Genomic DNA, 25,083 nt, shown 5'->3' with positions numbered 1-25,083 from the left:
TCTTTATAGGGCAGGGCACGTCCACATAGGGTGTGATTAGTTGTAGGTCAGGCTTTAGCCTGATAACTGTGTAAGTTAATCTCGAGATTGTCAGGTCGCCAACAGTATCTAAACTATTTCACTGAGTTGTCAGGTTAAAACCTGACCCACAGATAACTAATTCAAGCGAGGCTGTCGGTCAGGCTTGCACCTGACTCTTCGTTAGCGTGTTGCTGCCACCGTATCACTAATCGATTGCCAAATCCGTGCGGGTAACAGCTGATGTAAATCCTCATTGAGAATAAGCAGGGCATCACTGTGTATTAGTTTATTGTCATCTTGTTTGCTGATTAATTGTTGCTCGCTTAGGTTGGCAATAAAGCTGGAAAGCACTTTTTTGTCAAAGAACTCGGGGCTCTTAATGCCATGCAAAGTGCCCAAACGCTGCGCCACGGCGGTGCTTTCTTTTTCCAATTCTGCTGGACTTAAGCTTTTATCTTCACTGAGTAAGCCAATGACTAAGGCGTAGCGCATCAAGGTGTGGTGTACCACTTTACCCAGCATTTCAAGCGTTGCTGGGTTATCGCCGTCTTTAAGTACTTCAAGCTGGTCGCCCTGTTCGCGGATCAGCCCTTGGTCAACAAAGCTACTAAGAATATTGTCGATATACTCATCTTTTAGCTCCAGTAAGAACCATTCTTTGGCAAACAGCGGGTATAGACGTTTAACCTGAGCTTTGCATTCACTGCGGGTAATTCGATGGTTGTTAAACAGTTGTTGTGCAATAACGCTAGGCACAGCAAATAAGTGCAGCACATTGTTACGGTAGTAATTAAATAAGGTGCGCTCTTTTTCGGTTATGGCAATGATGTCGCCGAATTGGTCTTTAAGCACATCAAACTTGTTGAGTGTCAGTGCATGTTCCAGTAATTGCTCGGCGTTTTGTTCGGGTAAGGTTATTTGTTCGCTTAATGGCGCATCGCTGAGCATGCGCAGATAAAAGTCCATTTGCTCAATTAGCTGCACTTTACTGAGCGCAAACTGGTCGTTAGTCAGTAAAATGGTAGCTAATAGGTTGACCGAGTTGATGGCGGCAGCACTATTAATATTGACCATAATTTCATCGGCTAGCTTGCTTACCTGAGAGCCTAGCCATGCTGGTTTTTGTACATCGGTAGGGTGAATGGCGTCGCGCCAATCAGGCTGTTGCTCATTAAGGAATTGATTAACGTTAATGGGGGCGCCAAAATTCACATTGCCACGGCCATAGTTCTTCAGGTTCTTGATGGCTTTAAACACCCCAAAGACCGATTCGTTCTTTTTATTATTACCCGCCAATTCTTTTAGGTAGGTGTTAATTTCCATGACGTGCTCGTAACCAATGTACACCGGTACAATAGAAATTGGGCGGTCAATCCCCCTTAGCATCGCTTGCAATGTCATTGCCAGCATTCCGGTTTTTGGGGGAAGTAAACGGCCAGTACGGCTGCGTCCACCCTCGGTATAAAACTTCACCGAGTAGCCTTTAATAAAGAGTTGACTGAGGTACTCTTTGAATACCGCTGAGTAGAGTTTATTACCGCTAAACGAGCGACGAATAAAGAACGCACCACTGCGACGGAATATCGGCCCTGCAGGGAAAAAATCCAGATTAATGCCGGCGGCAATATGCGGCGGTACTAAGCCTTGATGATAAATTACATATGTGAGCAGTAGATAATCCATATGGCTGCGATGACAGGGGACATAAATGACTTCGTGGCCTTTGTCGGTGAGCTCACGCACTTGTTCGGCGTAACGTACATCAATACCGTTATACAGCTTGTTCCAAAGCCAAGTTAAGATTCTATCGGCAACACGAACCATGGCGTCAGAATAATTGGCAGCGACTTCATCGAGTAAACGTAAGGCGTTTTGCCGTGCTTCTTCATGACTTAAGCCTTTCGCTTTGGCTTCATCAGCAATGGCCTTTTTGATCGTCGGTGAGGCCAACAGTGAGTTAAAAAGCTGTTCTCTCGAGGGGAGTTTAGGCCCGGTGGCGGCTAACTTTTGACGGCGAAAGTGCACTCGAGCGACGCGAATAAGTTTGTGAGGTAGCTCGTCTTTATCCCCTTTTTCATGCACTAGTTGGGTTAAATCCAGCGGTTGGCTAAAGCGAATAAAGTTGTCGCGCCCGGAAAAAAGCACTACAAATATTTTGCGAAACCAGCTCGGTGTGAGCGAGTGAGAAATTAACGTTCCTAAACCAGGCTTTTCTTTTCCTGGATTACGACCCCATAAAATGGTCACCGGTATTATTTGGATTTTCTGCTCTGGAGCTTGCTCTAACGCGGCGAAAATACGCTTGCCTTGTTCGGTGGCGTCACTGGGTTTACTCGTTGAGCCGAACAATGGCGGCGGGTTTTGGATACCAATAAAGCGTGGTAACGACTTTGAAGCCAACAATTGTTCTTTGGTTGGATCCGGGAGGTTTAGGCGTCGACATACCTTGGCTAAGGCGGCGATATCGGTGCGCGAATTGAGTCGACCAATATAAAAGGTCGGTACGTTCACATCAAGCTCGTACTCTGTCACAGGCTCCTTGGGGAGCACCTTGGAGTTCACGCTCAAGGCGTTGAGGATGCGCGCTAAGAAATCTATACCACGGCTTAACACTTTCATGGAATGGGTCACTCACTAAAGCACTTTATCACTTTGCCACCATTGGCAATGGATAAGAAAACACAAAATAGTGCGATAGGATACCAAGTTATCACTGGACTGACCATTTTTGGGCAAGAAGCTGAAGGCTATTCATATTAGAAATCTTCACGTTAGCTTTTCTAATAAGGGGTTACTAATACGTTGGTTATAAAATAACCTGGCTTTAAGCTTGTTGTCAGTTCCCAAAACGGATAATACGAACAATGGCGCTTACATCAAGCATCAGGCTAGGTAATAAGTCGTATCCCTGGGACTGATTACCTCGTTACGAAGGACATGAAGAGGGCGTTTGCATAGCAGCAGCACCCTTGCTCTGTAGGCGTACTTCTTCTTGTCTAACGTACTTCTTTTATTATGCAAATAGTTGTTGCATTTATCACCAATCTCTCTATAATACGCAGACTTCCTTTGCCGTAGGCTCGCCTAGGTAGAAGGAAGTTAAATATAGGCTTGGATTTCAAGCAATAAACAGGAGTTCCGATTTGGAACTCAACGTAGATATAAGAGAACAACCGACTCCTTAAAATATTAGGGATGCTTCGGCGGTTTTTTTATGCTCTTTTTAAATGCTCTTTTAATTGAGGTTTTAGAATGTCAAATCAACGCATTCGCATTCGCCTAAAAGCTTTTGACCACCGTTTGATTGACCAATCAACGGCGGAAATTGTGGAAACTGCGAAACGCACAGGTGCTCAGGTACGTGGTCCAATCCCACTTCCTACACGCAAAGAACGTTTCACTGTATTGATCTCTCCGCACGTTAACAAAGACGCGCGTGATCAGTACGAGATCCGCACCCACAAACGTCTGATCGACATCGTAGAGCCAACTGACAAGACTGTAGACGCACTTATGCGCCTAGACCTTGCTGCTGGTGTTGATGTTCAAATCAGCCTGGGTTAATCGGAAGATTAGAGAGGTTTTAGGAAAATGGCATTAGGTCTAGTCGGTCGTAAAGTGGGTATGACTCGCATCTTCACTGAAGATGGCGTATCTATCCCTGTGACAGTTATCGAAGCGACTCCTAACCGTGTTACGCAGATTAAATCTGACGAAACAGACGGTTATAACGCGCTTCAAGTAACCGCAGGCGAGAAAAAAGCTAGCCGTGTAAACAAACCAGCAGCGGGTCACTTCGCTAAAGCTGGTGTTGAAGCGGGTCGCGGTCTGTGGGAATTCCGTCTTAATGGCGGTGAAGGCGACTTTGAAGTAGGTAGCGAAATCACTGTTGATGTATTCAACGAAGTGAAAAAAGTAGACGTTACTGGTACTTCAAAAGGTAAAGGTTTCCAAGGTGGTGTTAAGCGCTGGAACTTCTCCATGCAAGACGCGACTCACGGTAACTCAATTTCTCACCGTGCTCCTGGTTCAATCGGTCAAAACCAATCACCTGGTAAGGTGTTTAAAGGTAAGAAAATGGCTGGTCAAATGGGTAATGTGCAATCCACAACTCAGAACCTTGAGCTAGTACGTGTTGACGCTGAGCGTAATCTGCTTCTAGTTAAAGGTGCAGTACCTGGCGCTATCGGCGGTGACGTTATCGTTAAACCTGCTGTTAAAGCATAAGTCCTGGAGATTTAGTGATGGAATTAGCAATTAAAGACGCGTCAGGCGCTCTTGAAGTTTCCGAAGCTACTTTTGGACGTGAGTTTAACGAAGCCTTAGTACACCAAGTAGTTGTTGCTTATGCAGCAGGTGCTCGTCAAGGTACTAAAGCTCAGAAGACACGTTCTGAAGTAAGCGGTGGCGGTAAGAAGCCATGGCGTCAAAAAGGTACTGGCCGTGCTCGTGCTGGTACAATCCGCAGCCCAATCTGGCGCAGCGGTGGTGTGACTTTTGCAGCTAAGCCGCAAGATCACAGCCAAAAAGTTAACCGTAAGATGTATCGCGGTGCGATTAAGAGCATCTTGTCTGAGCTTGTTCGTCAAGAGCGTTTAGTTGTCGTTGAGAACTTCGCTGTTGAAGCTCCTAAGACAAAAGAGCTTGTAGCTAAGCTTAAAGAGCTTGAGCTTAAAGACGTGCTTATCGTGACTGAGGAAGTAGAAGAAAATCTATTCCTTGCTGCACGTAACCTTTATAAGGTTGACGTCCGTGATGTAGCTGGCATTGACCCTGTAAGCCTAATCGCATTCGATAAGGTTCTTATTACTAAGGGTGCTGTTAAGCAACTTGAGGAGGCGCTAGCATGATCCGTGAAGAACGTCTTTTAAAAGTAATCCTTGCTCCACACATCTCTGAGAAGAGCACTGTATCTGCTGAAGAAAACAACACCATTGTTTTCAAAGTAGCAAAAGATGCAACTAAAGCTGAAGTTAAAGCAGCTGTAGAGAAGCTTTTCGAAGTAGAAGTAACTGGTGTTCGCACACTGAATGTTAAGGGTAAATCAAAGCGTACTGGTATGCGTTTCGGCCGCCGCAGCGACTGGAAGAAAGCCTACGTTACTCTTAAAGAAGGTAGCGAGCTAGACTTTGTCGGCGGCGCCGAGTAATAAGGGGAGTTAGAATTATGGCACTTCAAAAGTGTAAACCAACTTCTGCGGGTCGTCGTCACGTCGTTAAAGTGGTAAACCCTGATCTACATAAGGGTAAGCCATACGCTCCGCTTCTAGAGAAAAACTCTAAATCTGGTGGTCGTAACAACAAAGGTCGTATCACGGTTCGTCATATCGGTGGTGGTCACAAGCATCACTATCGTGTAATTGACTTTAAACGCACTAAAGATGGCATCCCAGCTAAAGTAGAGCGTCTAGAGTATGATCCAAACCGTAGCGCGAACATCGCGTTGGTTTGTTATGCAGACGGTGAGCGTCGTTACATCATCGCTCCAAAAGGTCTTAAGGCCGGTGATTCAATCCAATCTGGTGTAGATGCACCAATCAAGGTTGGTAATACATTGCCTATGCGCAATATGCCGGTTGGTTCGACTGTACACAACGTAGAGCTTAAGCCTGGTAAAGGTGCCCAGATGGCACGTTCAGCAGGTGCATACGTACAAATCCTAGCACGTGAAGGTCAATACGTGACTCTACGTCTTCGTTCAGGCGAAGTTCGTAAAGTTGAGTCAGACTGTCGCGCCACACTAGGTGAAGTAGGTAATGCTGAGCACATGCTACGTTCACTAGGTAAAGCTGGTGCTAACCGCTGGCGCGGTGTTCGTCCGACCGTTCGTGGTGTTGCCATGAACCCGGTAGATCACCCACATGGTGGTGGTGAAGGTCGTACTTCTGGTGGTCGTCACCCTGTATCTCCATGGGGCACGCCTACTAAAGGTTACAAGACCCGTAAGAACAAGCGTACTGATAAGTTCATCGTACGTCGTCGTACTAAATAATAGTTGAGGAATAGCCATGCCACGTTCTCTCAAGAAAGGTCCTTTTATTGACCTGCACTTGCTGAAGAAGGTAGAGAAAGCGTTGGAAAGCGGTGACAAGAAGCCAATTAAAACTTGGAGCCGTCGTTCAATGATCATACCTAACATGATCGGATTGACCATCGCTGTCCATAATGGTCGTCAGCACGTTCCTGTGTTTGTCACAGACGAAATGATCGGTCACAAACTAGGTGAGTTTGCACCTACACGTACTTATCGCGGCCATGCTGCTGATAAGAAAGCGAAGAAACGTTAAGGGGTTGAAGATGGAAGCATTAGCTAAACACAAATTCGCCTCTGGTTCGGCGCAAAAAGCACGTCTAGTTGCTGATCAGATCCGTGGACTACCGGTCGATCGCGCGCTAGAAATCCTGGCGTACAGCCCTAAAAAAGCGGCTGTGTTAGTTAAAAAAGTACTTGAGTCTGCTATCGCGAACGCGGAGCACAACGAAGGTGCTGACATTGATGAGCTTGTAGTAGCGAAAGTATTTGTAGACGAAGGTCCTACAATGAAACGCATTATGCCTCGTGCTAAAGGACGCGCAGACCGCATCCTTAAGCGTACAAGCCACATCACTGTTGTGGTTTCGGATAGCTAGGAGATATAAGTAATGGGACAAAAAGTTCATCCTACTGGTATTCGCCTAGGTATCTCTAAACCTTGGGTTTCTACCTGGTACGCGAATACAAAAGATTTCTCTGAACAGCTTTTTGGCGATCACAAAGTACGTTCTTTCCTTACTAAGGAACTTAAGAACGCTTCTGTGGCTAAAATCGTTATCGAGCGTCCAGCTAAATCAATCCGTGTAACAATTCACACAGCTCGTCCTGGTGTTGTTATCGGTAAAAAAGGCGAAGACGTTGAAAAGCTACGTCAAGCTGTAACTAAAATCGCTGGTGTACCTGCGCAAATCAATATTGCGGAAGTACGTAAACCAGAACTTGATGCACAACTAGTTGCTGACGGCATTGCCTCACAGCTAGAGCGTCGTGTTATGTTCCGTCGCGCAATGAAGCGTTCGGTACAAAATGCAATGCGCTTAGGTGCAAAAGGTATCAAAGTTGAAGTAAGCGGTCGTCTAGGCGGCGCAGAAATCGCACGTGCTGAGTGGTACCGTGAAGGTCGTGTACCTCTACACACTCTACGTGCTGATATCGATTACGCAACTTCTGAAGCTTCAACCACTTACGGCATCATCGGTGTTAAAGTATGGATCTTCAAAGGCGAAGTAATTGGTGGTCTTCCACTAAACGCTGAGCAAGAGAAGCCTGCTAAACGCGGACCGAAGAAAGCCAAGAAAAGTGCTAAGTAGGAGTAGCGAGTAATGTTACAGCCAAAACGTACAAAATTCCGTAAGGTGCACAAAGGCCGCAACCGTGGTCTTGCACAAAACGGTAACAAAGTAAGCTTCGGTACTTTCGGTCTTAAAGCCACTGGCCGTGGTCGTATGACTGCACGTCAAATCGAAGCAGCTCGTCGAGCTATGACACGTCACATCAAGCGTCAAGGTAAAATCTGGATTCGTGTATTCCCAGACAAGCCAATCACTGAAAAGCCGCTTGAAGTTCGTATGGGTAAAGGTAAAGGTTCTGTTGAATACTGGGTTGCTGAAATTCAGCCTGGTAAAGTACTTTACGAGATGGAAGGTGTTTCAGAAGAGCTTGCTCGCGAAGCATTTAACCTAGCTGCTCGTAAATTACCTTTCAAAACCACTTTTGTAACTCGGACGGTGATGTAATGAAAGCTAGCGAACTTAAAGACAAAAGCGTAGAAGAGCTTAACGCTGAACTTATCGAGCTTCTTCGTGAGCAGTTCAACCTGCGCATGCAAGCAAGCACTGGTCAGCTAGCTCAATCTCATATGCTACGTAAAGTACGTCGCGATATCGCGCGTGTTAAAACGGTTATCAACCAGAAGGCAGGTGCATAATGAGCGAGAAGATCCGTACTCTACAAGGCCGTGTAATTAGCGACAAGATGGACAAGTCTTTCACTGTTGCTGTGGCACGTTACGTGAAGCACCCGGTATACGGTAAATTCATGAAGCGTACAACCAAGTTGCACGTGCATGACGAGAACAACACTGCTCAAACAGGCGATACAGTTACTATTCGTGAATGTGCGCCTATCTCTAAGACTAAGTCTTGGACTTTGGTAGACGTTGTTGAGCGTCCTAAGAAAGCTTAACTTTATTAAGTTTGATTAGACGACTGAAAAGCCCCGGCATATGCTGGGGCTTTTTGTTGTTGGCGACCTTAAACCTTGGTGTCATAATGGGTTCACTTACCTAGTTTTCTCTAGCCCAGCTCGAAAAAGGGGCCGCAATGAGCACCTCAATACAAGACGTATTAATCCTTGGCAATGCGCCAATCAAAGACAATTTAGCTGCGCAGGTCGATGCCTTTGAGCGCGTAGTACGTTTTAACTTTTGTGCCGGAATGCCCGTAAATTTGGGTAGCAAGTGCACTGACTTATGGTTAACTGGACGCGGACGTCAGGCTGCAAAACTGTTGCAACAGCCTATCGCTGTAGACCCTGAGCGATTACAAAATGTGGTGATCACTGACCCGCCTGCACAGCCTGTTGTGCAATCACTATTTCGACTGATCCGTCGTCAAGGAAAGTATGATCATGGTGCGGCACTGCTGGCTAAATTTGCATCAAGCCAGTCTGGTTGGCGTGTTAGCAAAGAGACTCGCAAGCAGTTACTAAAGCGTTTGCATACTTATGGTAAACCGCAATATAAGCCAGTTTGTCCGAGCTCTGGTACCTTAGCGATTGACCACTTCTTACAGCAAGGCCACCGCGTTACTATCACCGGGTTTGGTTTTCAGGGTTGGAAGCGACATCCTTGGGACTTAGAGCAGCGTTATGTTGCCGAACTTGTCGATACTGGCAAGTTACAGTGGTTAACCTGAACACAAAGCGTCGAGACGACATAGCCTCAGATATCGCTTAACTTGGCATTATGCCATGGTACTTCTAAACTGAGTTTATCAATCACAGCTGTGTCGTGTAGATGAAAAGTGCAGTACCTATTTTCTTAATCCTGTTTTTGCTCTGTGGCAGCGCCAGCGCCAAGACGGTGCGATATATCGAGCCCTTTTTTGGCGATGCGACCAGTGATAACAGTTTTCATATCCAAGTTCTCAAACGTGCACTTAGTTTGTCAGAGGCCAAGTTTGGTGCAATTTCTGCGCAAGCAATAGATACACCTATGTTGCAGGGACGGCAATTTCGCGCATTGGCGCGTGCCGATATTGACGTATTGTGGTCGATGACGTCCCGTGCCCGTGAGCTTGAAGCCCGACCTATTCGCATACCACTTACTATGGGACTCATTGGCTATCGTGTCTTTGTTATTAAGCAGCGAGATCGCCATCGCTTTGCCACATTAACTAGCAAAGCACAACTACAGCAATTACTTGCGTTGCAAGGCCATGATTGGCCGGATACGGAAATTATGAGTAGTAATGGTTTTAAAGTGCGTGGCGTAAGTTGGCATCAAAGTATGTATAAATTACTGGCCGAAGATAAGTTTGATTATTTTCCTCGGGGCGTCCTTGAAATTGGCGCTGAGGGGGAAGGGTTAGCGGCCTATGAGCTGACTATAGACTCCAAATGGGTGCTTCATTACCCCGCCGCAAGCTATTTTTTTGTGCGTCATGAAGATGCCTCATTAGCGCAGCGCTTAGAGTATGGTCTGGTGGCCATGCTGCAAAGCGGCGAGCTAAAAGCTATGATTCTCAATAATCCACACCATATTAATGCGTTGCGTATGCTTAACTTCTCTGATCGCGAGTTTATTCGCTTGGATAATCCGCTCCTTCCCGATAGTACACCCACGCTGGATCCGAAATATTGGCTCACGCCACAAGAATTAACTGAATTAGTGTATTAAGCGCTTGACCTTAAGCTAGGTTCAGGTTTTACAGTTTTGCTATCACACTGATAGTAAAGGAACTTAAGCATGACCCCTATGAACCAATATCTACAGGCGCTAAGTGTTCGCAACTACGAGAATTCATTCGCGCAAGTTAACCAGTTGATCCGCTCTCATTTGCAGCAATTTGCCTTTAGCAGTATCAATTCGCTACTCGGTCGAACGCTGAGTTTAGCGCCTGATGATTTAACCGAAAGAGTGGTTATCAAGCGCCAAGGAGGCTACTGCTTCGAGCACAATAAGCTGATGTACACATTGCTACAGCTCTTGGGTTATGACGTTCGTCCAGTGATTGCAAGGGTCATGGTTAATGGTCGCAATGACAACCCCCGTTCCCATCGCTTAACCGTATTACGGTGGCAGCAAAAAACCTTTCTAGTTGATGTCGGCTTTGGCGTATTGACGCCGGCTGTAGCAATAGAGCTCGATAACACTGCTATACAGTCTGCCTTTGGGCGGCAGTATCATGTAGAGGTGCGAGGTGGTGAATATTTAGTATGGCAGGTTGCTCCCGAGCAAGTGTGCTTATATCAGGTTTCTTTGGCGAGATTTTACGAACAGGATTGTGAAGTCGCTCACTTTTATAGCCACCGGCATGATAAGGCGGCGTTCGTCAATAACCTAGTGGTGTCTCGTATTACCGCTGATCAACGGTGGTTGTTGCGCAATGACAGCTTTACTCACTTTGAGCTTCAACAAGGACAATGGCAACAACACCAGCAGGCTATACGCAGTGTTGATCATTTGCACTGCTTGCTGAGCAATCAACTGCAGGTCAATATTAGCTTGGCAGATTCACAGCTGCTTTTTCAGCGCTTTGTGAATCAAGTCGAGGCAATAAAAAGCCGCGCATAATGCGCGGCTTGATACATTTAAGCAACCATCTGTCGCAGCACGTATTGCAAGATTCCACCGTGCTTGTAGTAATCCCACTCTTTGGGCGTGTCTATTCTTACATCGGCTTTAAACTCGGTTTTATTGCCATCCTCGTCGGTGGCTATAATCTCAAGTTCATCGGCTTTATCGAATAGGCCATTAATATCGAAGGTTTCTTTGCCGGTAAGCCCCAGCTCTTCGTGCCCTTCGCCTTCTTTAAATTGCAGGGGTAGCACGCCCATGCCGATTAGGTTCGAACGGTGTATACGCTCGTAACTTTTTGCAATCACGGCTTTTATGCCTAGCAATAAAGAGCCCTTTGCAGCCCAGTCACGCGAAGAACCTGTGCCGTACTCCGCGCCAGCAAGCACGACCAATGGCGTGCCTTGCTCTTGGTACTGCATCGCGGCATCGTAAATACTGGCAATGTCATCCTCGGGTTGAGTGCGAGTAATACCGCCCTCGGTGCCGGGGGCAAGCTGATTGCGCAGACGGACATTAGCGAAGGTGCCACGCATCATTACTTCGTGGTTACCGCGACGTGAGCCGTAGGAGTTAAAGTCGCCTTTAGCTACGCCATTTTCAAGTAAATACTGACCTGCGGGAGCATCGGCTTTGATGGCACCTGCTGGTGAGATATGGTCGGTCGTTACTGAATCGCCTAACTTGGCAAGACAGCGCGCGCCTTCAATCGTTGGAATACCTGGGGCTTCCTTACTCATGTTGTCAAAGAAAGGCGCTTTACGGATATAGGTTGAGTCGTCGCTCCACTCATAACGCTTTGCCTCTGGCACCTTAATATTGCGCCAGCGTTCGTCGCCTTTGTAAACGTCGGCGTAGCTCTTAGCAAACATTTCTTTGGTGACAGTCGATTTCACCAAATCAGCCACCTCGCTAACCGATGGCCAAATATCTTTTAGATAGACATCTTCGCCATTGCTATCTTGCGTCAGGGGCTCGTTGTATACATCTATATCGGTGCGCCCGGCAATAGCATAAGCGACGACTAAGGGCGGCGAGGCCAAAAAGTTCATCTTCACATCTTGGTGAATGCGACCCTCGAAATTACGGTTACCGGAAAGAATCGAGCTTACCACGAGTTTATGCTGAGAAACGGCTTCCTGAATCTCATCAGGTAGCGGGCCAGAGTTACCGATACAGGTTGTACACCCGTAGCCCACTAGGTTAAAGCCAAGGGCTTCCAAGTCGTCCATTAATTCAGCTTTTTTCAGGTAATCAGTGACCACCTGAGAGCCAGGCGCTAAAGACGTTTTCACCCAAGGCTTAACGTTTAGCCCCATCTCTTTGGCTTTTTTCGCTACCAAGCCCGCAGCAAGAATGACACTGGGATTAGAGGTATTGGTACAGCTAGTGATCGCGGCGATGACGCAGGCACCATCGTTTAACTCGAATTCTTCACCCTTGTAGTTTACTTTGGCAACACCGGTGACCTCAGGTTCAGTTTTAGACTGCTTCGGCTGGCCGCCTTCGGAAACGATGCGAGCTTCGTCTTCAACTTCCAATGCTTTCTTCTCTGCACGTTCATCTTGAAAGCCGCGCAGGTGTTTGGTGATGGTGTCACCCGCTTCATTGAGCGGAATGCGGTCTTGTGGGCGTTTTGGCCCTGCTAAGCTGGGTACAACATCACCTAAGTCAAGCTCCAAGGTGTCGGTGTACATAGGTTCGTCGCCTGGCTCTCGCCACATGCCTTGATGTTTGGCGTAAGACTCAATGAGTTCGATTTGCTCATCGCTGCGATTTGTGAGCTTAAGGTACTCCAGTGTTTCTTGGTCAATCGGGAAGATACCGCAGGTGGCGCCATACTCTGGTGCCATATTAGCGATAGTCGCGCGGTCAGCGAGCGGTAAATCTGCTAGGCCGTCACCGTAGAACTCCACAAATTTACCTACGACGCCTTTCTCTCTGAGCATCTGTGTCACTGTGAGTACTAAATCGGTAGCGGTGGTGCCCTCGGGTAGAGCGCCTTTGAGTTTGAAGCCAATCACTTGTGGGATCAGTAGACTTATTGGCTGGCCTAACATCGCTGCTTCGGCTTCGATACCGCCCACACCCCAACCTAATACACCTAGGCCATTAATCATGGTGGTGTGTGAATCGGTGCCCACGAGGCTATCGGGGTATGCTACGCGTTGGCCATTATCCTCTTTGGTAAACACCACACGTGCTAAATATTCGAGGTTAACTTGGTGAACAATACCGGTTGCCGGTGGCACAACTTTCAAGTTATCAAAAGCAGTTTGTCCCCAACGTAAAAATTCATAGCGCTCTTTATTGCGCTCGTATTCAAGTTTGGCATTCAGGTCAAAGGCACCGTCTTTACCATAGCTATCAACTTGGACCGAGTGGTCAATGACTAATTCAGCCGGCGATAACGGGTTAATCTTGCTGGGGTCGCCGCCTAATTGCTCCATGGCATCGCGCATGGCCGCTAAGTCGACGATAGCCGGTACGCCAGTGAAGTCTTGCATCACTACCCGAGCGGGTGTGAACGCGACTTCTTTACTTGGCTTGGCACTAGGGTCCCAATCAAGCAGAGCTTGGATGTCGTCTTTGGTAATGTTTTCGCCATCTTCATGGCGCAGGAGGTTTTCGAGTAAAATTTTCAACGAAAATGGTAAACGTTTCGCAGCATTACCGAGCGGACGAAGAGAGTGGATATGATATTGCTCAGCATTAACAGTAAGCTGTTCAAGCGTTTTGAAGCTGTTGTTCATTGTGACCCCTTTTATTTTTCCATTATTCCTTCATGGGTAACGCAAGATGCGATCCAACATGAATAATGCCCTTGGTTATGACTAAATTTTAGTCATAAATTAGAAGTGGGGTAGAAAAGGATGTTTTCAAGGGGTCTTAGGGTTATCCAAAAGAAATAGGCTTGCGTCCGGTGCGCTCATCCCGTTGTGGCTTTTTGGCTTTTTGTTTTTTTGCAGGAGTGTGAGTTTTAGCTTCTGGATGGGGCTTAGGTTGTCGTTGCACCATATTCTCTGCCGCGCTTAGCGCAAATAGCTCGCCATTGAAATATAAGGTGTCTCCTGCACGCATTTTCTTGCGCTTTTGTGTGCAGACCTCTCCGTTAACACCTACGTAGCCGTCGGCGATAAGTAGTTTAGCATGGCCACCACCTTCAGCTAAGTCGAGCACTTTTAAGAGCTTACATAGCTCAATAGGCTCTTCCTCTAATTGCACTTCAATCATGTCGTCATTCATAGTTGAACCAAAGCGAATCGTTATTACGTACAGTATACCCGATAGGCTGCACCACAATGAGAAAATTTGCACTGAACTCATGCAAAATTTACCACTCTAATTGCTGTGACCTTCATGAAAGTGCCATTGAGGCCTATTAAAATAGCGCTTTGAGATTTTGGCGCAGTATTTGCTGGTAAGTGCCAGCCAAATATTTCAGGTAGGTGTAATGGCCCACCAACTTTAACAAATGGAGCTAAGAAAATGGGCGCAAGACAAGCTGTATTCGAAGAGCTTTTAAGTAGTAAATTTGCAGACCATTGCAGTGCAGAGCAAGTCCGTACATCGTTAACACGTGCTATTAAGGCTAATTCGCCACAACGTGAGTTGCTCTTCACTTTGTTATCTCGTTTTAATGACAATCATAACCGCATTCTGTACCAAGGGCACAGTGGCGAAGCTGAGCTTACTTATTGCCACCATAAGTTGTTCAAAGAAGTGACTTATCACAAAGACAGCATCAATAAGTGGTTGGCGAATCACGGTGTAAACACAGTAAACCTTTAGCCACTACAATAATGAGTTTATATACGAGCAGCACCTTGTGCTGCTTTTTTAATTGCTGTAAATTAATTGATTACAAGTGTAATCAATTGGTGAGTAATGAAGGAATTATTACTATTTATCGGTATTTTCGTTTTGGCAGGCTGCCAAAGTGCTCGCATTCATATAGTCGCGCCGAGTTTTGATAAGCAGCAAAAGCAGCAGCTAGCACAGCATTTTGCTGATCAAAACTTGAAGGTTAACTTTGCTCAAGGAGTGCTTGCCCCGAGCGAGTTCAATGAGGCAAGCATCACCATGAGCCCAACATTTGCTGACTTCAAGTTATTGGGCTTAGTAAAGGATGCACTGCGCAGCGCAGGTTATTACAAGGTGGACGAACTGCGTTTTGCTCAGCAGCAACAGTTTTATTATGAAGGGCACATCGGTGTCTATTTATTGTTACCTAAAGAGCAAAGGTTGCCTTTATATGTGGAGAGCGAGGATTGCACCCCTTATCGCACGTTAATGCTAACGCCAGAGGGTCGATGGCAGCTTGATGATTTTGTCTCAAAACCTCTCGCTGGTACTTGGCGTCGCCAAGGTGACCGTGTGGTGTTAACTAGCGATAGCGGCGTTGATACCCACCTTCATTATGAGCGTACCACGCGGATAACCTACCGGGGTGAGCGCCCGGCGCATGTACTTAAAGCGTTGCCAGGCGCACAAGGTGCATTCAAGTGCACCTTTGTTGCTATTAATATGAATTAAAGACGATATTAGTCGTTTAATGCGCTAACGATGAAGTACGGATTGAGGTAGCTGTCTTTTTGGTTGTAGCGCAGTGGCTCACCTTCAATCGTTGTGATCCGGGCTCCGGCAATTGCGGCAACCGCGTGCCCGGCGCCGGTATCCCACTCCGATGTCGGCCCTAAACGTGGATATATATCAGCTTCTCCTTCGGCGACTAGGCATAGCTTGAGCGAACTGCCTTTAGCGACCATATCCACCTCATCGAACTGAGTAAGGTATTGCGCTAACTCCTCAGATGGGTGCGAGCGACTGCCGACCACTCTTATTAACCCTTGGTTTTGCTTTGCCGTCACTTTAAGCTCAATGCGCTCTTCGCCCTGTTGTTTAAAGGCGCCAATCTCTTTTGCGGCAAGATAGCTGACTCCAAGAGCGGGTGCATCAACAACACCCAGTACCGGCTCACCCTTGTCAATCAGCGCAATATTGACTGTAAACTCACCATTTTTCTTTATAAATTCTTTGGTTCCGTCGATAGGATCAACGAGCCAGTAACGTTGCCACTGCTGGCGCTGTTGCCATGAAATACCCGCGTTTTCTTCACTGAGAATGGGAAGCTCCGGAGTCAGTGCTTGAAGCCCTGCGACGATCACCTTGTGAGCCGCTAAATCGGCATCAGTGACCGGGCTTTTATCATCCTTATACTCCACGGCGAAATCTTTGTTATAGATTGTCATCGCAGCTTGGCCTGCGTCACGAGCAAGGTCGAGGATACTTTCTAGCAACTCTGGAGGGTTCATACTCTAGCCTATGATATTTCGGGTACGTAAATGGGCAATGAGCTGGGCGACACATGCTTGTACATCCAACTCAGCGGTATTTAGTGTGAGCTCGGGATGCTGCGGAATTTCATAATCGGAGTCAATGCCTGTAAAGTGGGCAATTTCTCCAGCACGGGCCTTTTTATATAAGCCTTTTGGATCGCGCTGTTCGCAGGTTGCCAATGGCGTATCAAGGTATACCTCAATAAACTCATGCTCTTGCACTAGGTTACGAACCATATCACGCTCAGCTTGAAAGGGAGAAATAAAGGCGGTCAGTACCAACAAACCCGCATCTACCATGAGTTTGGCACTTTCGCCGACACGGCGGATATTTTCCTTACGATCAGCATCGCTAAATCCTAAATCACCACACAAACCATGGCGAACATTATCACCATCCAGTAAGTAAGTATGATGACCTAAATGATAAAGCGCTGACTCTAAGGCTCCGGCGATGGTGCTTTTTCCTGAGCCTGAAAAGCCAGTAAACCAAATAATGCAACTTTTATGCTTGTTAAGCTGTTGGCGCTTGGCTTTATCGACACCATGGTGGTGCCACACAATGTTTTCGTCCATTTCTCGGTCTCGATATTAAAACGGAAAGACATAAGTAATGAGGCTGAGCACTACCACCGCATAGGCGATAGACATGATCACGCCTATGCGGGCAAAATCGGCAAAGCGATACTGCCCCGCATTCATTACAATCATATTGGTTTGATAACTATAGGGGCTTATAAATGCGGCACTAGCGCCATAAGCAACAGCCATGGCAAAGGGCATCAAATTCACCTCCAAGGAGCTGGCTAAGCCATAAGCCAATGGAAACATCAGCGCCGCAGCGGCATTATTGGTGATGAGCTCAGTCATCACCACGGTGATCACATACACCACTATAAGCGCGACAAACGGTGTGAGTGCGCTGTAGCCAGCCAACCATTGTTGTAAGGCTTGCTCTGCTCCGGAGCCACTGAAAGCGTGAGCTAAGCCCAGTGCTGAGGCAATAATAATGACTAACTCAAAAGGAAAGCGCCTTTTGAGCTCTTGACCATCAAGCACCTTAGTGGCTAACAGCAAGGCAATAAATAGCAATAGCCCTTGCACCAAGGCAATCGTCCCCGTCGCCGCCAGGGCGATAACAGTGGCAAACCCTACCAATAAAGTGGCTTCACTTTTACGGCCATAGGTTTTATCAACCTCATGTTCACTGACGAAGTAAAAGTTTTTATCCAGGTTGGAGCGATTATGAAAATCATGACCGACTGCGAGCATAAAGCGATCGCCCGGGCGGATTGTCACTTCGCCAAGCTTACCGGAGAGGCGCTCACCATTGCGGTGAATAGCCACGACAGCGGCGTCGAACTTCGCACGAAAGCCCGTTGCTTTTAAGGTTCGTCCCACAAGCGTTGAGGTGTGTGTGACAATCACTTCTTGTAGGTTCGAGCTCAATAGTCCATTGCTGTCGGCAAATAAAGTTAAGCCCGGGATGCGCTGTAAGGCGGCGACGCTGTGCACATGACCGGTAAAAATAAGCTTATCGCCAGCCCGCACTTTATTCTCTGGCCGTACGGGGCTTATCAACCGTCGCTCGCGGACAATCTCAACCAGAAACAGGCCATCAAGATCTCGCAAGCCATTTTTTTCTATGGTTTTACCAATGAGTGGTGAGTCTGCATTGACCTTTGCTTCAAGGAGATACTCTTTGTGCTCACCTTCTACCCTTGGGTAGTTTGGCAGTAGTCGCCGACACAAAATCAGCACGGCTATTCCACTTAAGGTCACTGCGATACCTATGGGTAAAAAGCTAAACATGGCGAGGTTGAAGCCGTCATACTGCTGCGTAAAGCTATTCACAATGAGGTTTGTTGAGGTACCAATAAGCGTGGTCGTCCCTCCTAAAATGGCAGCATAGGATAGCGGGATAAGTAGCTTAGAAGGTGCGTGATACTTATTGCGAGTAAGGGGCCCCACCAATGAAGCGACTACGGCGGTGTTATTCAAAAAAGCCGAGGCGGCAGCGGTCACGGTGCTTACTTTAACAATACTGGCTCGCAATGATGGGCTGACGATACCTTTAGCAACGTGCTGTAACAGCGACGTGCGTTCCAAGGCGATAGACACCAACATTAACAACACCAGAGTGACTAAACCAGTATTAGTAAAGTTGCCAAGTAATGTTGGGGTATCAATATACCCCAACACATAGCAGCCTAATAATGCAGCGAAAAAGAGTGTTGCTGGGCGTACATGAGTCAGTACCAACCCGGCAAACAACGCGACTATAATTGCTGCATAAAAGACCACATCCATCGTTTATTTCAACTTGCTAATATCGATGGCTTGCCAATGCGGGAAGTGCTTACGTACTAAGGCATTGAACTCGATTTCAAAATCGCTGTACTGAGCGTTATGCTGAGACGTTTGAGCCGCTAGCACTTGCTCGACCATTCCCGCTCCCACGGTCAGGTTACTGAGACGATCAATAAGAATAAAGGCGCCGGTTTCGCGGTTATCACGATAAATATCGGCCATCATCGGCTCGGTCAACTCCAACGTGACAATGGCAATTTCGTTGAGCTGTAAGCTCTCAGCTTGACCCTTTTCTAGCGTGTTGACGTCAATGGTGTGGTCAATGCGTGACACCACCGCTGCGGTTTTTTTAGTACCTAGCTTGAAATTATAGGTTTTACCCAGCTCTAAGGGTTGCTCGTGCATCCATACCAATTTTGCTTGCAATTGGTTGGTTGCTTGCGCACTTGAGTGCGCAGGCACAATGACATCCCCACGGCTTACGTCAATTTCATCGTTCAAAGTCATAGTGATAGCTTGACCTGCCTCAGCATGATCAAGGTGACCATTGAAAGTGACCAGCTCCTTGACGCTGGATATTTTACCTGAAGGCAGCACTTTTACGGCATCACCGACTTTAAATTGTCCTGACGTAATGGTTCCTTGGAAACCCCTAAAGTCAAGGTTCGGGCGTACTACATATTGCACCGGTAACCGTGGCTCAAAGCCGTTATCGGTCGCTGCTGCAGGCGAGTCTTCTAACAGCTCTAGTAGCGGTTTGTCGGTGTAGTAAGGAGTATGCTCTGAGCGGGTAACCACGTTATCGCCTTTAAGCGCCGACATTGGTACGAACTTAATGTCTTTAACATTAAGTTGCTCAGCAAATTTTAAGTAGTCCGCCTTAATTTTTTCATAAACAGTTTCATCAAAGTCGACAATATCCATTTTGTTAATCGCGACTACGAACTGTTCAATGCCTAGTGAGTCACAGATAAAGCTGTGGCGTTTGGTTTGAACTTGCACGCCATAGCGAGCATCAACCAGAATGACAGCAAGATCGCTGGTTGATGCACCCGTTACCATGTTGCGGGTGTACTGTTCATGCCCTGGAGTGTCGGCAATGATGAACTTACGCTTGGCGGTAGAGAAGTAACGATAGGCCACGTCAATGGTAATACCTTGCTCGCGCTCAGCTTGCAAGCCATCGACTAACAGCGCTAAATCAAGCTCTTCACCCGCATTCCCAACTTTCTCATTGTCTTTATGCAGTGCGGCTAACTGATCTTCATAGATTTGGTGACTATCATGTAGCAAACGACCAATTAAGGTTGATTTACCGTCATCGACACTGCCACAAGTTAATAAACGCAATAAACTTTTGTCTTGTTGACGTGCTAGATAGGCTTCGATGCCTAGCTCTTTGACTTCATTAGCAGTTGCTGACATTAGAAATACCCCTCACGTTTCTTCTTCTCCATAGACCCTGCTGAATCATGGTCAATGACCCGACCCTCACGCTCTGATGAGGTTGATAGCAGCATCTCCTCGATGATCCCCGTTAGTGAGTCAGCCGTCGACTCGACTGCACCAGTTAGAGGGTAGCAGCCTAAGGTACGGAAACGGACCGACTTCATTTGTGGCTGTTCACCTTCATTAAGAGGCATACGTTCATCGTCCACCATGATTAGGGTGCCGTCACGTTCGACCACCGGACGCTCTTTTGCTAGGTACAGCGGCACAATCTCGATGTTTTCTTGGTAGATATATTGCCAAATATCCAGCTCAGTCCAATTTGAAAGTGGGAATACACGAATACTTTCACCTTGGTTTACTTCACCATTGAAAGTGCTCCATAGTTCTGGGCGCTGGTTTTTTGGGTCCCATCTGTGATGCTTGTCACGGAATGAATAAACTCGCTCTTTGGCACGCGATTTCTCTTCATCACGGCGAGCGCCACCGAAGGCGGCGTCGAATCCATATTGATTCAAAGCTTGTTTCAAACCTTGAGTCTTCATTATGTCAGTGTGCTTGGCTGAACCGTGCTCAAAGGGGCTGATATTCATCGCCAAGCCCTCAGGGTTTTTATGCACTAGCAAGTCAAAGCCATATTCTTTGGCCATGCGATCGCGAAAGGCAATCATTTCCCGAAACTTCCAGTTGGTGTCTACATGCAGCAAAGGGAAGGGGATCTTGGCTGGATAAAACGCCTTACGTGCTAAATGGAGTAACACCGATGAGTCTTTACCAATGGAGTAAAGCATCACCGGGTTGTCAAACTCAGCCGCAACCTCGCGGATGATTTTGATACTTTCAGCCTCAAGTTGCTGAAGATGGGTTAAAGCCATAGCTTCCGTCCTACTAATTTCTAGATAAACCTGTTAATACCAAGGGTTAGGCCACATCAGTGAGAGGCTGAGCAAAACTGCTAGTCTGCGTTGTTTTACCGAACCACGCAAGTTGCTGATGTAGCGAAGCGACCTCGCCAATTATTAATAATGCTGGGGATTGAATCGCATGTGTTTCAATTAGTTCGCTGAGCTGCGCCAGCTGCCCGGTGATTACACGCTGATCTTTGCGCGTGCCATTTTCTACTATCGCCACAGGAGTAGTAGCACTGCGCCCATGAGCCAGCAACTGGCTTTGAATATGCGGTGACTTAATCACACCCATATAGATAGCCAAAGTTTGATAGGGTTTAGCCAAAGAGGGCCAATCCAGTTCTTGACCATCTTTTTTGCAGTGCCCGGTGACAAATTGGATGGCCTGAGCATGGTCGCGATGTGTCAGCGGGATGCCCGCATAGGCGCTGCACCCTGCTGCTGCAGTGATACCAGGTACAATTTGGTAGCTTACACCGTGACTGGCTAGCACCTGTACTTCCTCACCACCACGACCATAAATAAAGGGGTCACCGCCCTTAATGCGGCAGACCTTCTTACCTTGTTGTGCCAACTCAACGAGCAGCTCATTAGTGCGCTCTTGTGGCACACTGTGGTCGCCTGCGCGTTTGCCCACGCATATGAGCTCAGCGTCGCGCCGCACAAGCTCCATAATTTCATCTGATACCAAGTAGTCATATACCACCACATCGGCTTGCTGCATCAATTGCAGAGCTTTGAGGGTCAATAACTCAGGGTCGCCAGGGCCTGCGCCAACTACAAATACTTCGCCTTGAGGTGGTAGGTTGTCATCAAGCATAGTCGTGAGCTCGTCACTGGCCTGTTCTATGTTGCCTTTTTGCACGGTGCTTACGACATTGGAATCAAACACCCGTTCCCAAAATTGACGGCGATCATCAAAGCTTGTAAAACGTTGCTTTACTTGTTTTCGGAAACTACCTACTAATTTGGCCAATGCGCCTATATGCTGAGGAATTAACGTTTCTAACTTTTCCCGTAGTCGGCGAGCCAATACTGGCGCAGTTCCTGCACTGGAAATAGCAATGGTGATTGGATGTCTATCCACGATAGAGGGGAAAATAAACCGGCATTTAGGTTGATCGTCGACAACATTGACGAAAATATTATGCTGTTCAGCGGCTTCGAATACTTGGGTATTTACGGTATCGTTATCAGTAGCAGCAATAATCAACATATAGCCAAGCACTTGCTCTGGCTGAAAATAAGCTCGTTGTAACGTTAATTTTTGCTGCTTTGCGAGGGCTTCAAGTTCAGCGCAAAACTCAGGTGCAATAACCGTAACTTTAGCGCGTGCTTTGAGGAAAGCTTGTGACTTACGCAGTGCGACCTCGCCGCCGCCGATCACGAGTACCGGCTTGTCATCAAGTTTTGTAAAAATGGGTAAATATTGCACCGCGCACCACCTAATTTGTTAACACCGAAAGCGACAATGTTTTATTGAGCTTGGAGAATGCAAGGATATAGGCAGCATTAACGGTTAAAAAATAATTTGTTCCAAGCTTATATATCTAAAAGTTATATGCCGACTTGTGAAATGGCTTAAGGCAATGAAAATCAATATTAAGGCGCTATTTTAAGTAGATTAAAGTGATAAAATTGAAAGCGATAACGGCGATATAATCACTAAGCGCAGGACCAGGAGATGACCATGAGTGACGTTCACGATGCGCAGTTAGCGCTCGCTTGTTTAGATTACACCCGATTGCAAGAGCACGACAGTGAGGATGCAATGTGTCAATTCGTGGCGCAAATTAATACCGCTTATGCACTGCCTGCAGCGCTGTGCGTCTACCCACAATGGTTGCAGCTAACCCGTCGCGAGCTCGATAATCGCAACTTACAACAAATTCCGTTGGCCACAGTGACCAACTTTCCAACTGGTGACGAGGATTTGACCACTGTTTTGGCGCAGACGCGCGAAGCGCTGCAATTGGGCGCCAATGAAATTGACTTGGTGCTACCTTATCGAGCGTTGCAGCAGGGCGACGAGCAAAAAGCTTTGGAATATATACGTCAAAGCCGTGAACTCTGTGCCAATAAAGCGAAGCTAAAGGTGATTATTGAAAGTGGCGAATTGAGCTTGTCGCAAGTACGTATTGCCAGTCGCATTGCCATAGCTGGCGGTGCCGACTTTATTAAAACCAGCACCGGGAAAGTGGCGATTAATGCGACGCCAGAGGCCGTCGCGGTGATTTTTGACGAAGTTGCGCACAGTGAACGAGCAGTGGGTGTTAAGGTCTCTGGTGGCGTAAAAAACCTAAGCCAAGCGCAGTTATATCTGGATATGGCGGTAAACACTATGGGTGGAGCATGGTTGACGCCTTTTAACTTTCGTTTCGGGGCATCATCATTACTGGGTGAGTTGTACAAAGTGTTATGAGTGACAGTGAAGCGGAAAAAATAGCGCTAGAGCATGATGCTGCGCGACGCTTTCTGCGCGCCTATGAGCGCTATTATCATATTCCGATGCGCCATATTTGGCACAATCAACCAGCGAAGCCCGATGTCAGTTGCTACATGAAAAGTGAGCGCTTAGATATAGAGATTGCGCATTTGTATGCCAACGAGCATGAAGCGATGGCCGTGCTTGGTCGACCTTTGAGCCTTGATATACAACGCCAACTGGCGCAGTTGGCACTAAACCCAGATACAGAGCAGCTGCGCTATGCACTCTCTAAACTACTCAGTGCCAAGGCCGCCAAACGTTATGACAGCAAGCGCGTATGGCTGCTAATTCGTAATGCTAGCACGCTTTGGCATCATCAAGACTTTCTTGAAGTAAAGCCGCAGTTGGTCCTTGCCCCTGGTCATCCATTCGAACAAATTTGGCTATTAACCGACTGGCAAGGCACGCATGAGCCACTACAGCTTTATAGCGCTAAATAAATCACAGCCACGACCACTAAATTAATTTTCGGTGGCCTTTGTTTTGCTCTTGTTTTAGCGTCACTGGTCAGTATAATGGGCATCCACTTTGCAGGGGCGTAGTTCCAATTGGTAGAACAGCGGTCTCCAAAACCGACGGTTGGGAGTTCGAATCTCTCCGCCCCTGCCACTTTTCACAGACAAGTCTAAGTCTAAAAATCTGTTTTAAAGCATGTTTTTAAGGTTAGATTTGGATAGATTTACCCTGTCGTGTGACGGGGTTGTTGTGTCTGTATTTAAGGTATTAGGATTATGAGTGCAAATGTAGAAAACTCGTCAAGCCCGATGGACTTGGTAAAATGGCTTATCGCCATTGCGTTGCTGGCAGCAGCAGTAGTAGGCAACACCGTGTATGGTGAAGAGTCTGCGTTAATTCGAGCTATTGGCGTGGTTGCTGCAATCGCCGTTGCCCTGGGTATTGCGGCAACGACAGGCAAAGGTCGCTCCTTCATCTCGTTTGCGAAAGAAGCTCGCATCGAAGTACGCAAAGTTGTTTGGCCAACACGCCAAGAAACCACACACACAACATTTATCGTGATGATCGCGACAGTGATTATGGCGCTTATCTTGTGGGGATTGGACGGAATTTTATTCCGCCTAGTGGGCTTTTTAACTGGATTGGAGATCTAATCCCATGACGGATGAGAACAAAGAAAAGAAATTACGTTGGTATGTAATCCAGGCTTTCTCAGGTTTTGAGAAGCGTGTTGCGCAAACCATCAAAGAGCACATCAAAATCCAAGGCCTTGAAGATAGCTTTGGAGAGGTGTTGGTGCCAACTGAAGAAGTAGTGGAAATGCGCGCCGGTCAAAAGCGCAAATCAGAACGTAAATTTTTCCCAGGTTACGTACTGGTAGAAATGGACATGAATGATGAGAGCTGGCACCTAGTGAACAGCACCCCTCGCGTGATGGGTTTCATTGGTGGTACTTCTGATCGTCCAGCACCAATCAGCAAGCGCGAAGCCGACCGTATTCTTAATCGTCTCGAAGAAAATGCTGAAGCGCCGAAGCCAGCCACCTTGTTTGAAGCAGGTGAAGTGGTTCGTGTTATTGATGGCCCATTTGCTGATTTCAACGGTGTGGTTGAAGAAGTGGATTACGAGAAAAGCCGCTTGAAAGTATCAGTACTTATCTTCGGTCGTTCTACCCCTGTTGAACTTGAATTTGGTCAGGTTGAACAAGACAAGTAAGTTGCTCGTAAAACACGCAAACTAATGTTGAAAAAGGCCGCTGACTAACTTATAATCAGCGGCCTT

Annotated in this window: 29 protein-coding genes and 1 tRNA gene; 21 read left to right on the top strand and 9 right to left on the bottom strand. The window is 47.0% G+C overall.

Features of this window, described 5'->3' with window-relative positions; translation table 11 throughout:
• Positions 1 to 201: 201 nt before the first annotated feature.
• A complete protein-coding gene (gene plsB / locus MHM94_RS17905; RefSeq protein WP_235420127.1) occupies positions 202 to 2,640 on the bottom strand; it encodes a glycerol-3-phosphate 1-O-acyltransferase PlsB in 2,439 nt (812 codons plus the stop codon).
• Between the two features lie 633 nt (positions 2,641 to 3,273).
• Here plsB and rpsJ point away from each other — a divergent pair.
• The 14 genes from rpsJ (at position 3,274) to MHM94_RS17835 (ending at position 10,849) form a co-directional block, all read left to right on the top strand.
• Entirely contained in the window at positions 3,274 to 3,585 is a 312-nt protein-coding gene (rpsJ, locus tag MHM94_RS17900; RefSeq protein ID WP_010376390.1) for a 30S ribosomal protein S10, read from the top strand.
• Positions 3,586 to 3,612: 27 nt separating this feature from the next.
• Positions 3,613 to 4,248 (top strand): 50S ribosomal protein L3, encoded by a 636-nt coding sequence (rplC, locus tag MHM94_RS17895; protein ID WP_022944317.1) that lies wholly within the window; start codon positions 3,613 to 3,615, stop codon positions 4,246 to 4,248.
• A 17-nt stretch (positions 4,249 to 4,265) separates the two neighbouring features.
• Positions 4,266 to 4,871, top strand: coding sequence for a 50S ribosomal protein L4 (gene rplD / locus MHM94_RS17890; protein ID WP_022944316.1), 606 nt, complete (start codon positions 4,266 to 4,268; stop codon positions 4,869 to 4,871).
• Positions 4,868 to 5,170 carry a 50S ribosomal protein L23 gene (gene rplW, locus MHM94_RS17885; RefSeq protein WP_022944315.1) on the top strand — a complete coding sequence of 101 codons (303 nt, stop codon included), beginning with the start codon at positions 4,868 to 4,870 and terminating at the stop codon, positions 5,168 to 5,170. The genes rplD and rplW overlap by 4 nt, the downstream gene beginning before the upstream one ends.
• 17 nt (positions 5,171 to 5,187) lie before the next feature.
• Positions 5,188 to 6,012, top strand: a complete 825-nt coding sequence (rplB, locus tag MHM94_RS17880) for a 50S ribosomal protein L2 (protein ID WP_022944314.1) — start codon at positions 5,188 to 5,190, stop codon at positions 6,010 to 6,012.
• A 16-nt stretch (positions 6,013 to 6,028) separates the two neighbouring features.
• Complete coding sequence (gene rpsS, locus MHM94_RS17875) at positions 6,029 to 6,307, top strand: 30S ribosomal protein S19 (RefSeq protein WP_010367084.1); 279 nt, start codon at positions 6,029 to 6,031, stop codon at positions 6,305 to 6,307.
• A gap of 10 nt (positions 6,308 to 6,317) precedes the next feature.
• Positions 6,318 to 6,650 (top strand): 50S ribosomal protein L22, encoded by a 333-nt coding sequence (rplV, locus tag MHM94_RS17870; RefSeq protein WP_022944313.1) that lies wholly within the window; start codon positions 6,318 to 6,320, stop codon positions 6,648 to 6,650.
• Positions 6,651 to 6,662: 12 nt separating this feature from the next.
• Positions 6,663 to 7,364, top strand: coding sequence for a 30S ribosomal protein S3 (gene rpsC / locus MHM94_RS17865; RefSeq protein ID WP_022944312.1), 702 nt, complete (start codon positions 6,663 to 6,665; stop codon positions 7,362 to 7,364).
• A 12-nt stretch (positions 7,365 to 7,376) separates the two neighbouring features.
• Positions 7,377 to 7,790 carry a 50S ribosomal protein L16 gene (gene rplP, locus MHM94_RS17860; RefSeq protein WP_022944311.1) on the top strand — a complete coding sequence of 138 codons (414 nt, stop codon included), beginning with the start codon at positions 7,377 to 7,379 and terminating at the stop codon, positions 7,788 to 7,790.
• Positions 7,790 to 7,981 carry a 50S ribosomal protein L29 gene (gene rpmC / locus MHM94_RS17855; RefSeq protein WP_022944310.1) on the top strand — a complete coding sequence of 64 codons (192 nt, stop codon included), beginning with the start codon at positions 7,790 to 7,792 and terminating at the stop codon, positions 7,979 to 7,981. Before rplP ends, rpmC begins: the two co-directional genes overlap by 1 nt.
• Entirely contained in the window at positions 7,981 to 8,238 is a 258-nt protein-coding gene (rpsQ, locus tag MHM94_RS17850; protein WP_022944309.1) for a 30S ribosomal protein S17, read from the top strand. The genes rpmC and rpsQ overlap by 1 nt, the downstream gene beginning before the upstream one ends.
• Before the next feature lie 137 nt (positions 8,239 to 8,375).
• Positions 8,376 to 8,969: a hypothetical protein gene (locus MHM94_RS17845; protein ID WP_235420129.1), complete on the top strand. Its 594-nt coding sequence runs from the start codon at positions 8,376 to 8,378 to the stop codon at positions 8,967 to 8,969.
• A gap of 101 nt (positions 8,970 to 9,070) precedes the next feature.
• Positions 9,071 to 9,952 carry a hypothetical protein gene (locus tag MHM94_RS17840; RefSeq protein WP_235420131.1) on the top strand — a complete coding sequence of 294 codons (882 nt, stop codon included), beginning with the start codon at positions 9,071 to 9,073 and terminating at the stop codon, positions 9,950 to 9,952.
• 69 nt (positions 9,953 to 10,021) lie between these two features.
• A complete protein-coding gene (locus MHM94_RS17835) occupies positions 10,022 to 10,849 on the top strand; it encodes an arylamine N-acetyltransferase (RefSeq protein ID WP_235420133.1) in 828 nt (275 codons plus the stop codon).
• Between the two features lie 17 nt (positions 10,850 to 10,866).
• Here MHM94_RS17835 and acnA read toward each other — a convergent pair whose 3' ends face one another.
• Entirely contained in the window at positions 10,867 to 13,605 is a 2,739-nt protein-coding gene (gene acnA, locus MHM94_RS17830) for an aconitate hydratase AcnA (RefSeq protein WP_022944305.1), read from the bottom strand.
• 142 nt (positions 13,606 to 13,747) lie between these two features.
• Complete coding sequence (locus MHM94_RS17825) at positions 13,748 to 14,098, bottom strand: RNA-binding S4 domain-containing protein (protein WP_045979796.1); 351 nt, start codon at positions 14,096 to 14,098, stop codon at positions 13,748 to 13,750.
• A 243-nt stretch (positions 14,099 to 14,341) separates the two neighbouring features.
• Between MHM94_RS17825 and MHM94_RS17820 the strand changes: the two genes are divergently transcribed.
• Entirely contained in the window at positions 14,342 to 14,644 is a 303-nt protein-coding gene (locus MHM94_RS17820) for a hypothetical protein (protein WP_022944303.1), read from the top strand.
• Between the two features lie 96 nt (positions 14,645 to 14,740).
• Positions 14,741 to 15,388, top strand: a complete 648-nt coding sequence (locus tag MHM94_RS17815) for a hypothetical protein (protein WP_235420134.1) — start codon at positions 14,741 to 14,743, stop codon at positions 15,386 to 15,388.
• An 8-nt stretch (positions 15,389 to 15,396) separates the two neighbouring features.
• On the opposite strand, the gene cysQ is transcribed toward MHM94_RS17815, so the two are convergent.
• Genes cysQ through cysG form a run of 6 tightly spaced genes read right to left on the bottom strand, consistent with a single transcriptional unit; the run spans position 15,397 to position 22,293 of the window.
• Positions 15,397 to 16,167, bottom strand: coding sequence for a 3'(2'),5'-bisphosphate nucleotidase CysQ (cysQ, locus tag MHM94_RS17810; RefSeq protein WP_235420136.1), 771 nt, complete (start codon positions 16,165 to 16,167; stop codon positions 15,397 to 15,399).
• Positions 16,168 to 16,170: 3 nt separating this feature from the next.
• Positions 16,171 to 16,767, bottom strand: a complete 597-nt coding sequence (cysC, locus tag MHM94_RS17805; protein WP_022944300.1) for an adenylyl-sulfate kinase — start codon at positions 16,765 to 16,767, stop codon at positions 16,171 to 16,173.
• A gap of 15 nt (positions 16,768 to 16,782) precedes the next feature.
• On the bottom strand, positions 16,783 to 18,501 hold the full coding sequence (locus MHM94_RS17800; protein WP_235420137.1) for an SLC13 family permease: 1,719 nt from the start codon (positions 18,499 to 18,501) through the stop codon (positions 16,783 to 16,785).
• 3 nt (positions 18,502 to 18,504) lie between these two features.
• Complete coding sequence (gene cysN / locus MHM94_RS17795; RefSeq protein WP_151173562.1) at positions 18,505 to 19,926, bottom strand: sulfate adenylyltransferase subunit CysN; 1,422 nt, start codon at positions 19,924 to 19,926, stop codon at positions 18,505 to 18,507.
• Complete coding sequence (cysD, locus tag MHM94_RS17790) at positions 19,926 to 20,825, bottom strand: sulfate adenylyltransferase subunit CysD (protein WP_045979801.1); 900 nt, start codon at positions 20,823 to 20,825, stop codon at positions 19,926 to 19,928. The genes cysN and cysD overlap by 1 nt, the downstream gene beginning before the upstream one ends.
• A 46-nt stretch (positions 20,826 to 20,871) precedes the next feature.
• A complete protein-coding gene (gene cysG / locus MHM94_RS17785; RefSeq protein ID WP_235420139.1) occupies positions 20,872 to 22,293 on the bottom strand; it encodes a siroheme synthase CysG in 1,422 nt (473 codons plus the stop codon).
• Positions 22,294 to 22,548: 255 nt separating this feature from the next.
• Between cysG and deoC the strand changes: the two genes are divergently transcribed.
• From deoC to nusG, 5 genes are all read left to right on the top strand, one after another.
• Positions 22,549 to 23,280 carry a deoxyribose-phosphate aldolase gene (deoC, locus tag MHM94_RS17780; RefSeq protein WP_235420141.1) on the top strand — a complete coding sequence of 244 codons (732 nt, stop codon included), beginning with the start codon at positions 22,549 to 22,551 and terminating at the stop codon, positions 23,278 to 23,280.
• Complete coding sequence (locus tag MHM94_RS17775; RefSeq protein WP_235420142.1) at positions 23,277 to 23,786, top strand: hypothetical protein; 510 nt, start codon at positions 23,277 to 23,279, stop codon at positions 23,784 to 23,786. Before deoC ends, MHM94_RS17775 begins: the two co-directional genes overlap by 4 nt.
• A 92-nt stretch (positions 23,787 to 23,878) precedes the next feature.
• Positions 23,879 to 23,955, top strand: a tRNA-Trp gene (locus MHM94_RS17770).
• Between the two features lie 122 nt (positions 23,956 to 24,077).
• Complete coding sequence (gene secE / locus MHM94_RS17765; RefSeq protein WP_235420144.1) at positions 24,078 to 24,455, top strand: preprotein translocase subunit SecE; 378 nt, start codon at positions 24,078 to 24,080, stop codon at positions 24,453 to 24,455.
• A 4-nt stretch (positions 24,456 to 24,459) separates the two neighbouring features.
• Positions 24,460 to 25,017, top strand: a complete 558-nt coding sequence (gene nusG / locus MHM94_RS17760) for a transcription termination/antitermination protein NusG (RefSeq protein WP_022944292.1) — start codon at positions 24,460 to 24,462, stop codon at positions 25,015 to 25,017.
• Positions 25,018 to 25,083: the final 66 nt, after the last annotated feature.

It is taken from the genome of Pseudoalteromonas sp. CNAT2-18.1, from assembly GCF_022347865.1.
In the GTDB taxonomy this organism is placed as follows: domain Bacteria; phylum Pseudomonadota; class Gammaproteobacteria; order Enterobacterales; family Alteromonadaceae; genus Pseudoalteromonas; species Pseudoalteromonas ruthenica.
Note: the sequence above shows the minus strand (reverse complement) of the source record. Positions and strands in the feature narration are given on the sequence as shown.

Coding starts and splice junctions, on each gene's coding strand:
- plsB (WP_235420127.1), bottom strand. CDS start 2,640: ATGAAAGTGTTAAGCCGTGGTATAGATTTCTTAGCGCGCATCCTCAAC.
- rpsJ (WP_010376390.1), top strand. CDS start 3,274: ATGTCAAATCAACGCATTCGCATTCGCCTAAAAGCTTTTGACCACCGT.
- rplC (WP_022944317.1), top strand. CDS start 3,613: ATGGCATTAGGTCTAGTCGGTCGTAAAGTGGGTATGACTCGCATCTTC.
- rplD (WP_022944316.1), top strand. CDS start 4,266: ATGGAATTAGCAATTAAAGACGCGTCAGGCGCTCTTGAAGTTTCCGAA.
- rplW (WP_022944315.1), top strand. CDS start 4,868: ATGATCCGTGAAGAACGTCTTTTAAAAGTAATCCTTGCTCCACACATC.
- rplB (WP_022944314.1), top strand. CDS start 5,188: ATGGCACTTCAAAAGTGTAAACCAACTTCTGCGGGTCGTCGTCACGTC.
- rpsS (WP_010367084.1), top strand. CDS start 6,029: ATGCCACGTTCTCTCAAGAAAGGTCCTTTTATTGACCTGCACTTGCTG.
- rplV (WP_022944313.1), top strand. CDS start 6,318: ATGGAAGCATTAGCTAAACACAAATTCGCCTCTGGTTCGGCGCAAAAA.
- rpsC (WP_022944312.1), top strand. CDS start 6,663: ATGGGACAAAAAGTTCATCCTACTGGTATTCGCCTAGGTATCTCTAAA.
- rplP (WP_022944311.1), top strand. CDS start 7,377: ATGTTACAGCCAAAACGTACAAAATTCCGTAAGGTGCACAAAGGCCGC.
- rpmC (WP_022944310.1), top strand. CDS start 7,790: ATGAAAGCTAGCGAACTTAAAGACAAAAGCGTAGAAGAGCTTAACGCT.
- rpsQ (WP_022944309.1), top strand. CDS start 7,981: ATGAGCGAGAAGATCCGTACTCTACAAGGCCGTGTAATTAGCGACAAG.
- MHM94_RS17845 (WP_235420129.1), top strand. CDS start 8,376: ATGAGCACCTCAATACAAGACGTATTAATCCTTGGCAATGCGCCAATC.
- MHM94_RS17840 (WP_235420131.1), top strand. CDS start 9,071: ATGAAAAGTGCAGTACCTATTTTCTTAATCCTGTTTTTGCTCTGTGGC.
- MHM94_RS17835 (WP_235420133.1), top strand. CDS start 10,022: ATGACCCCTATGAACCAATATCTACAGGCGCTAAGTGTTCGCAACTAC.
- acnA (WP_022944305.1), bottom strand. CDS start 13,605: ATGAACAACAGCTTCAAAACGCTTGAACAGCTTACTGTTAATGCTGAG.
- MHM94_RS17825 (WP_045979796.1), bottom strand. CDS start 14,098: ATGAATGACGACATGATTGAAGTGCAATTAGAGGAAGAGCCTATTGAG.
- MHM94_RS17820 (WP_022944303.1), top strand. CDS start 14,342: ATGGGCGCAAGACAAGCTGTATTCGAAGAGCTTTTAAGTAGTAAATTT.
- MHM94_RS17815 (WP_235420134.1), top strand. CDS start 14,741: ATGAAGGAATTATTACTATTTATCGGTATTTTCGTTTTGGCAGGCTGC.
- cysQ (WP_235420136.1), bottom strand. CDS start 16,167: ATGAACCCTCCAGAGTTGCTAGAAAGTATCCTCGACCTTGCTCGTGAC.
- cysC (WP_022944300.1), bottom strand. CDS start 16,767: ATGGACGAAAACATTGTGTGGCACCACCATGGTGTCGATAAAGCCAAG.
- MHM94_RS17800 (WP_235420137.1), bottom strand. CDS start 18,501: ATGGATGTGGTCTTTTATGCAGCAATTATAGTCGCGTTGTTTGCCGGG.
- cysN (WP_151173562.1), bottom strand. CDS start 19,926: ATGTCAGCAACTGCTAATGAAGTCAAAGAGCTAGGCATCGAAGCCTAT.
- cysD (WP_045979801.1), bottom strand. CDS start 20,825: ATGGCTTTAACCCATCTTCAGCAACTTGAGGCTGAAAGTATCAAAATC.
- deoC (WP_235420141.1), top strand. CDS start 22,549: ATGAGTGACGTTCACGATGCGCAGTTAGCGCTCGCTTGTTTAGATTAC.
- MHM94_RS17775 (WP_235420142.1), top strand. CDS start 23,277: ATGAGTGACAGTGAAGCGGAAAAAATAGCGCTAGAGCATGATGCTGCG.
- secE (WP_235420144.1), top strand. CDS start 24,078: ATGAGTGCAAATGTAGAAAACTCGTCAAGCCCGATGGACTTGGTAAAA.
- nusG (WP_022944292.1), top strand. CDS start 24,460: ATGACGGATGAGAACAAAGAAAAGAAATTACGTTGGTATGTAATCCAG.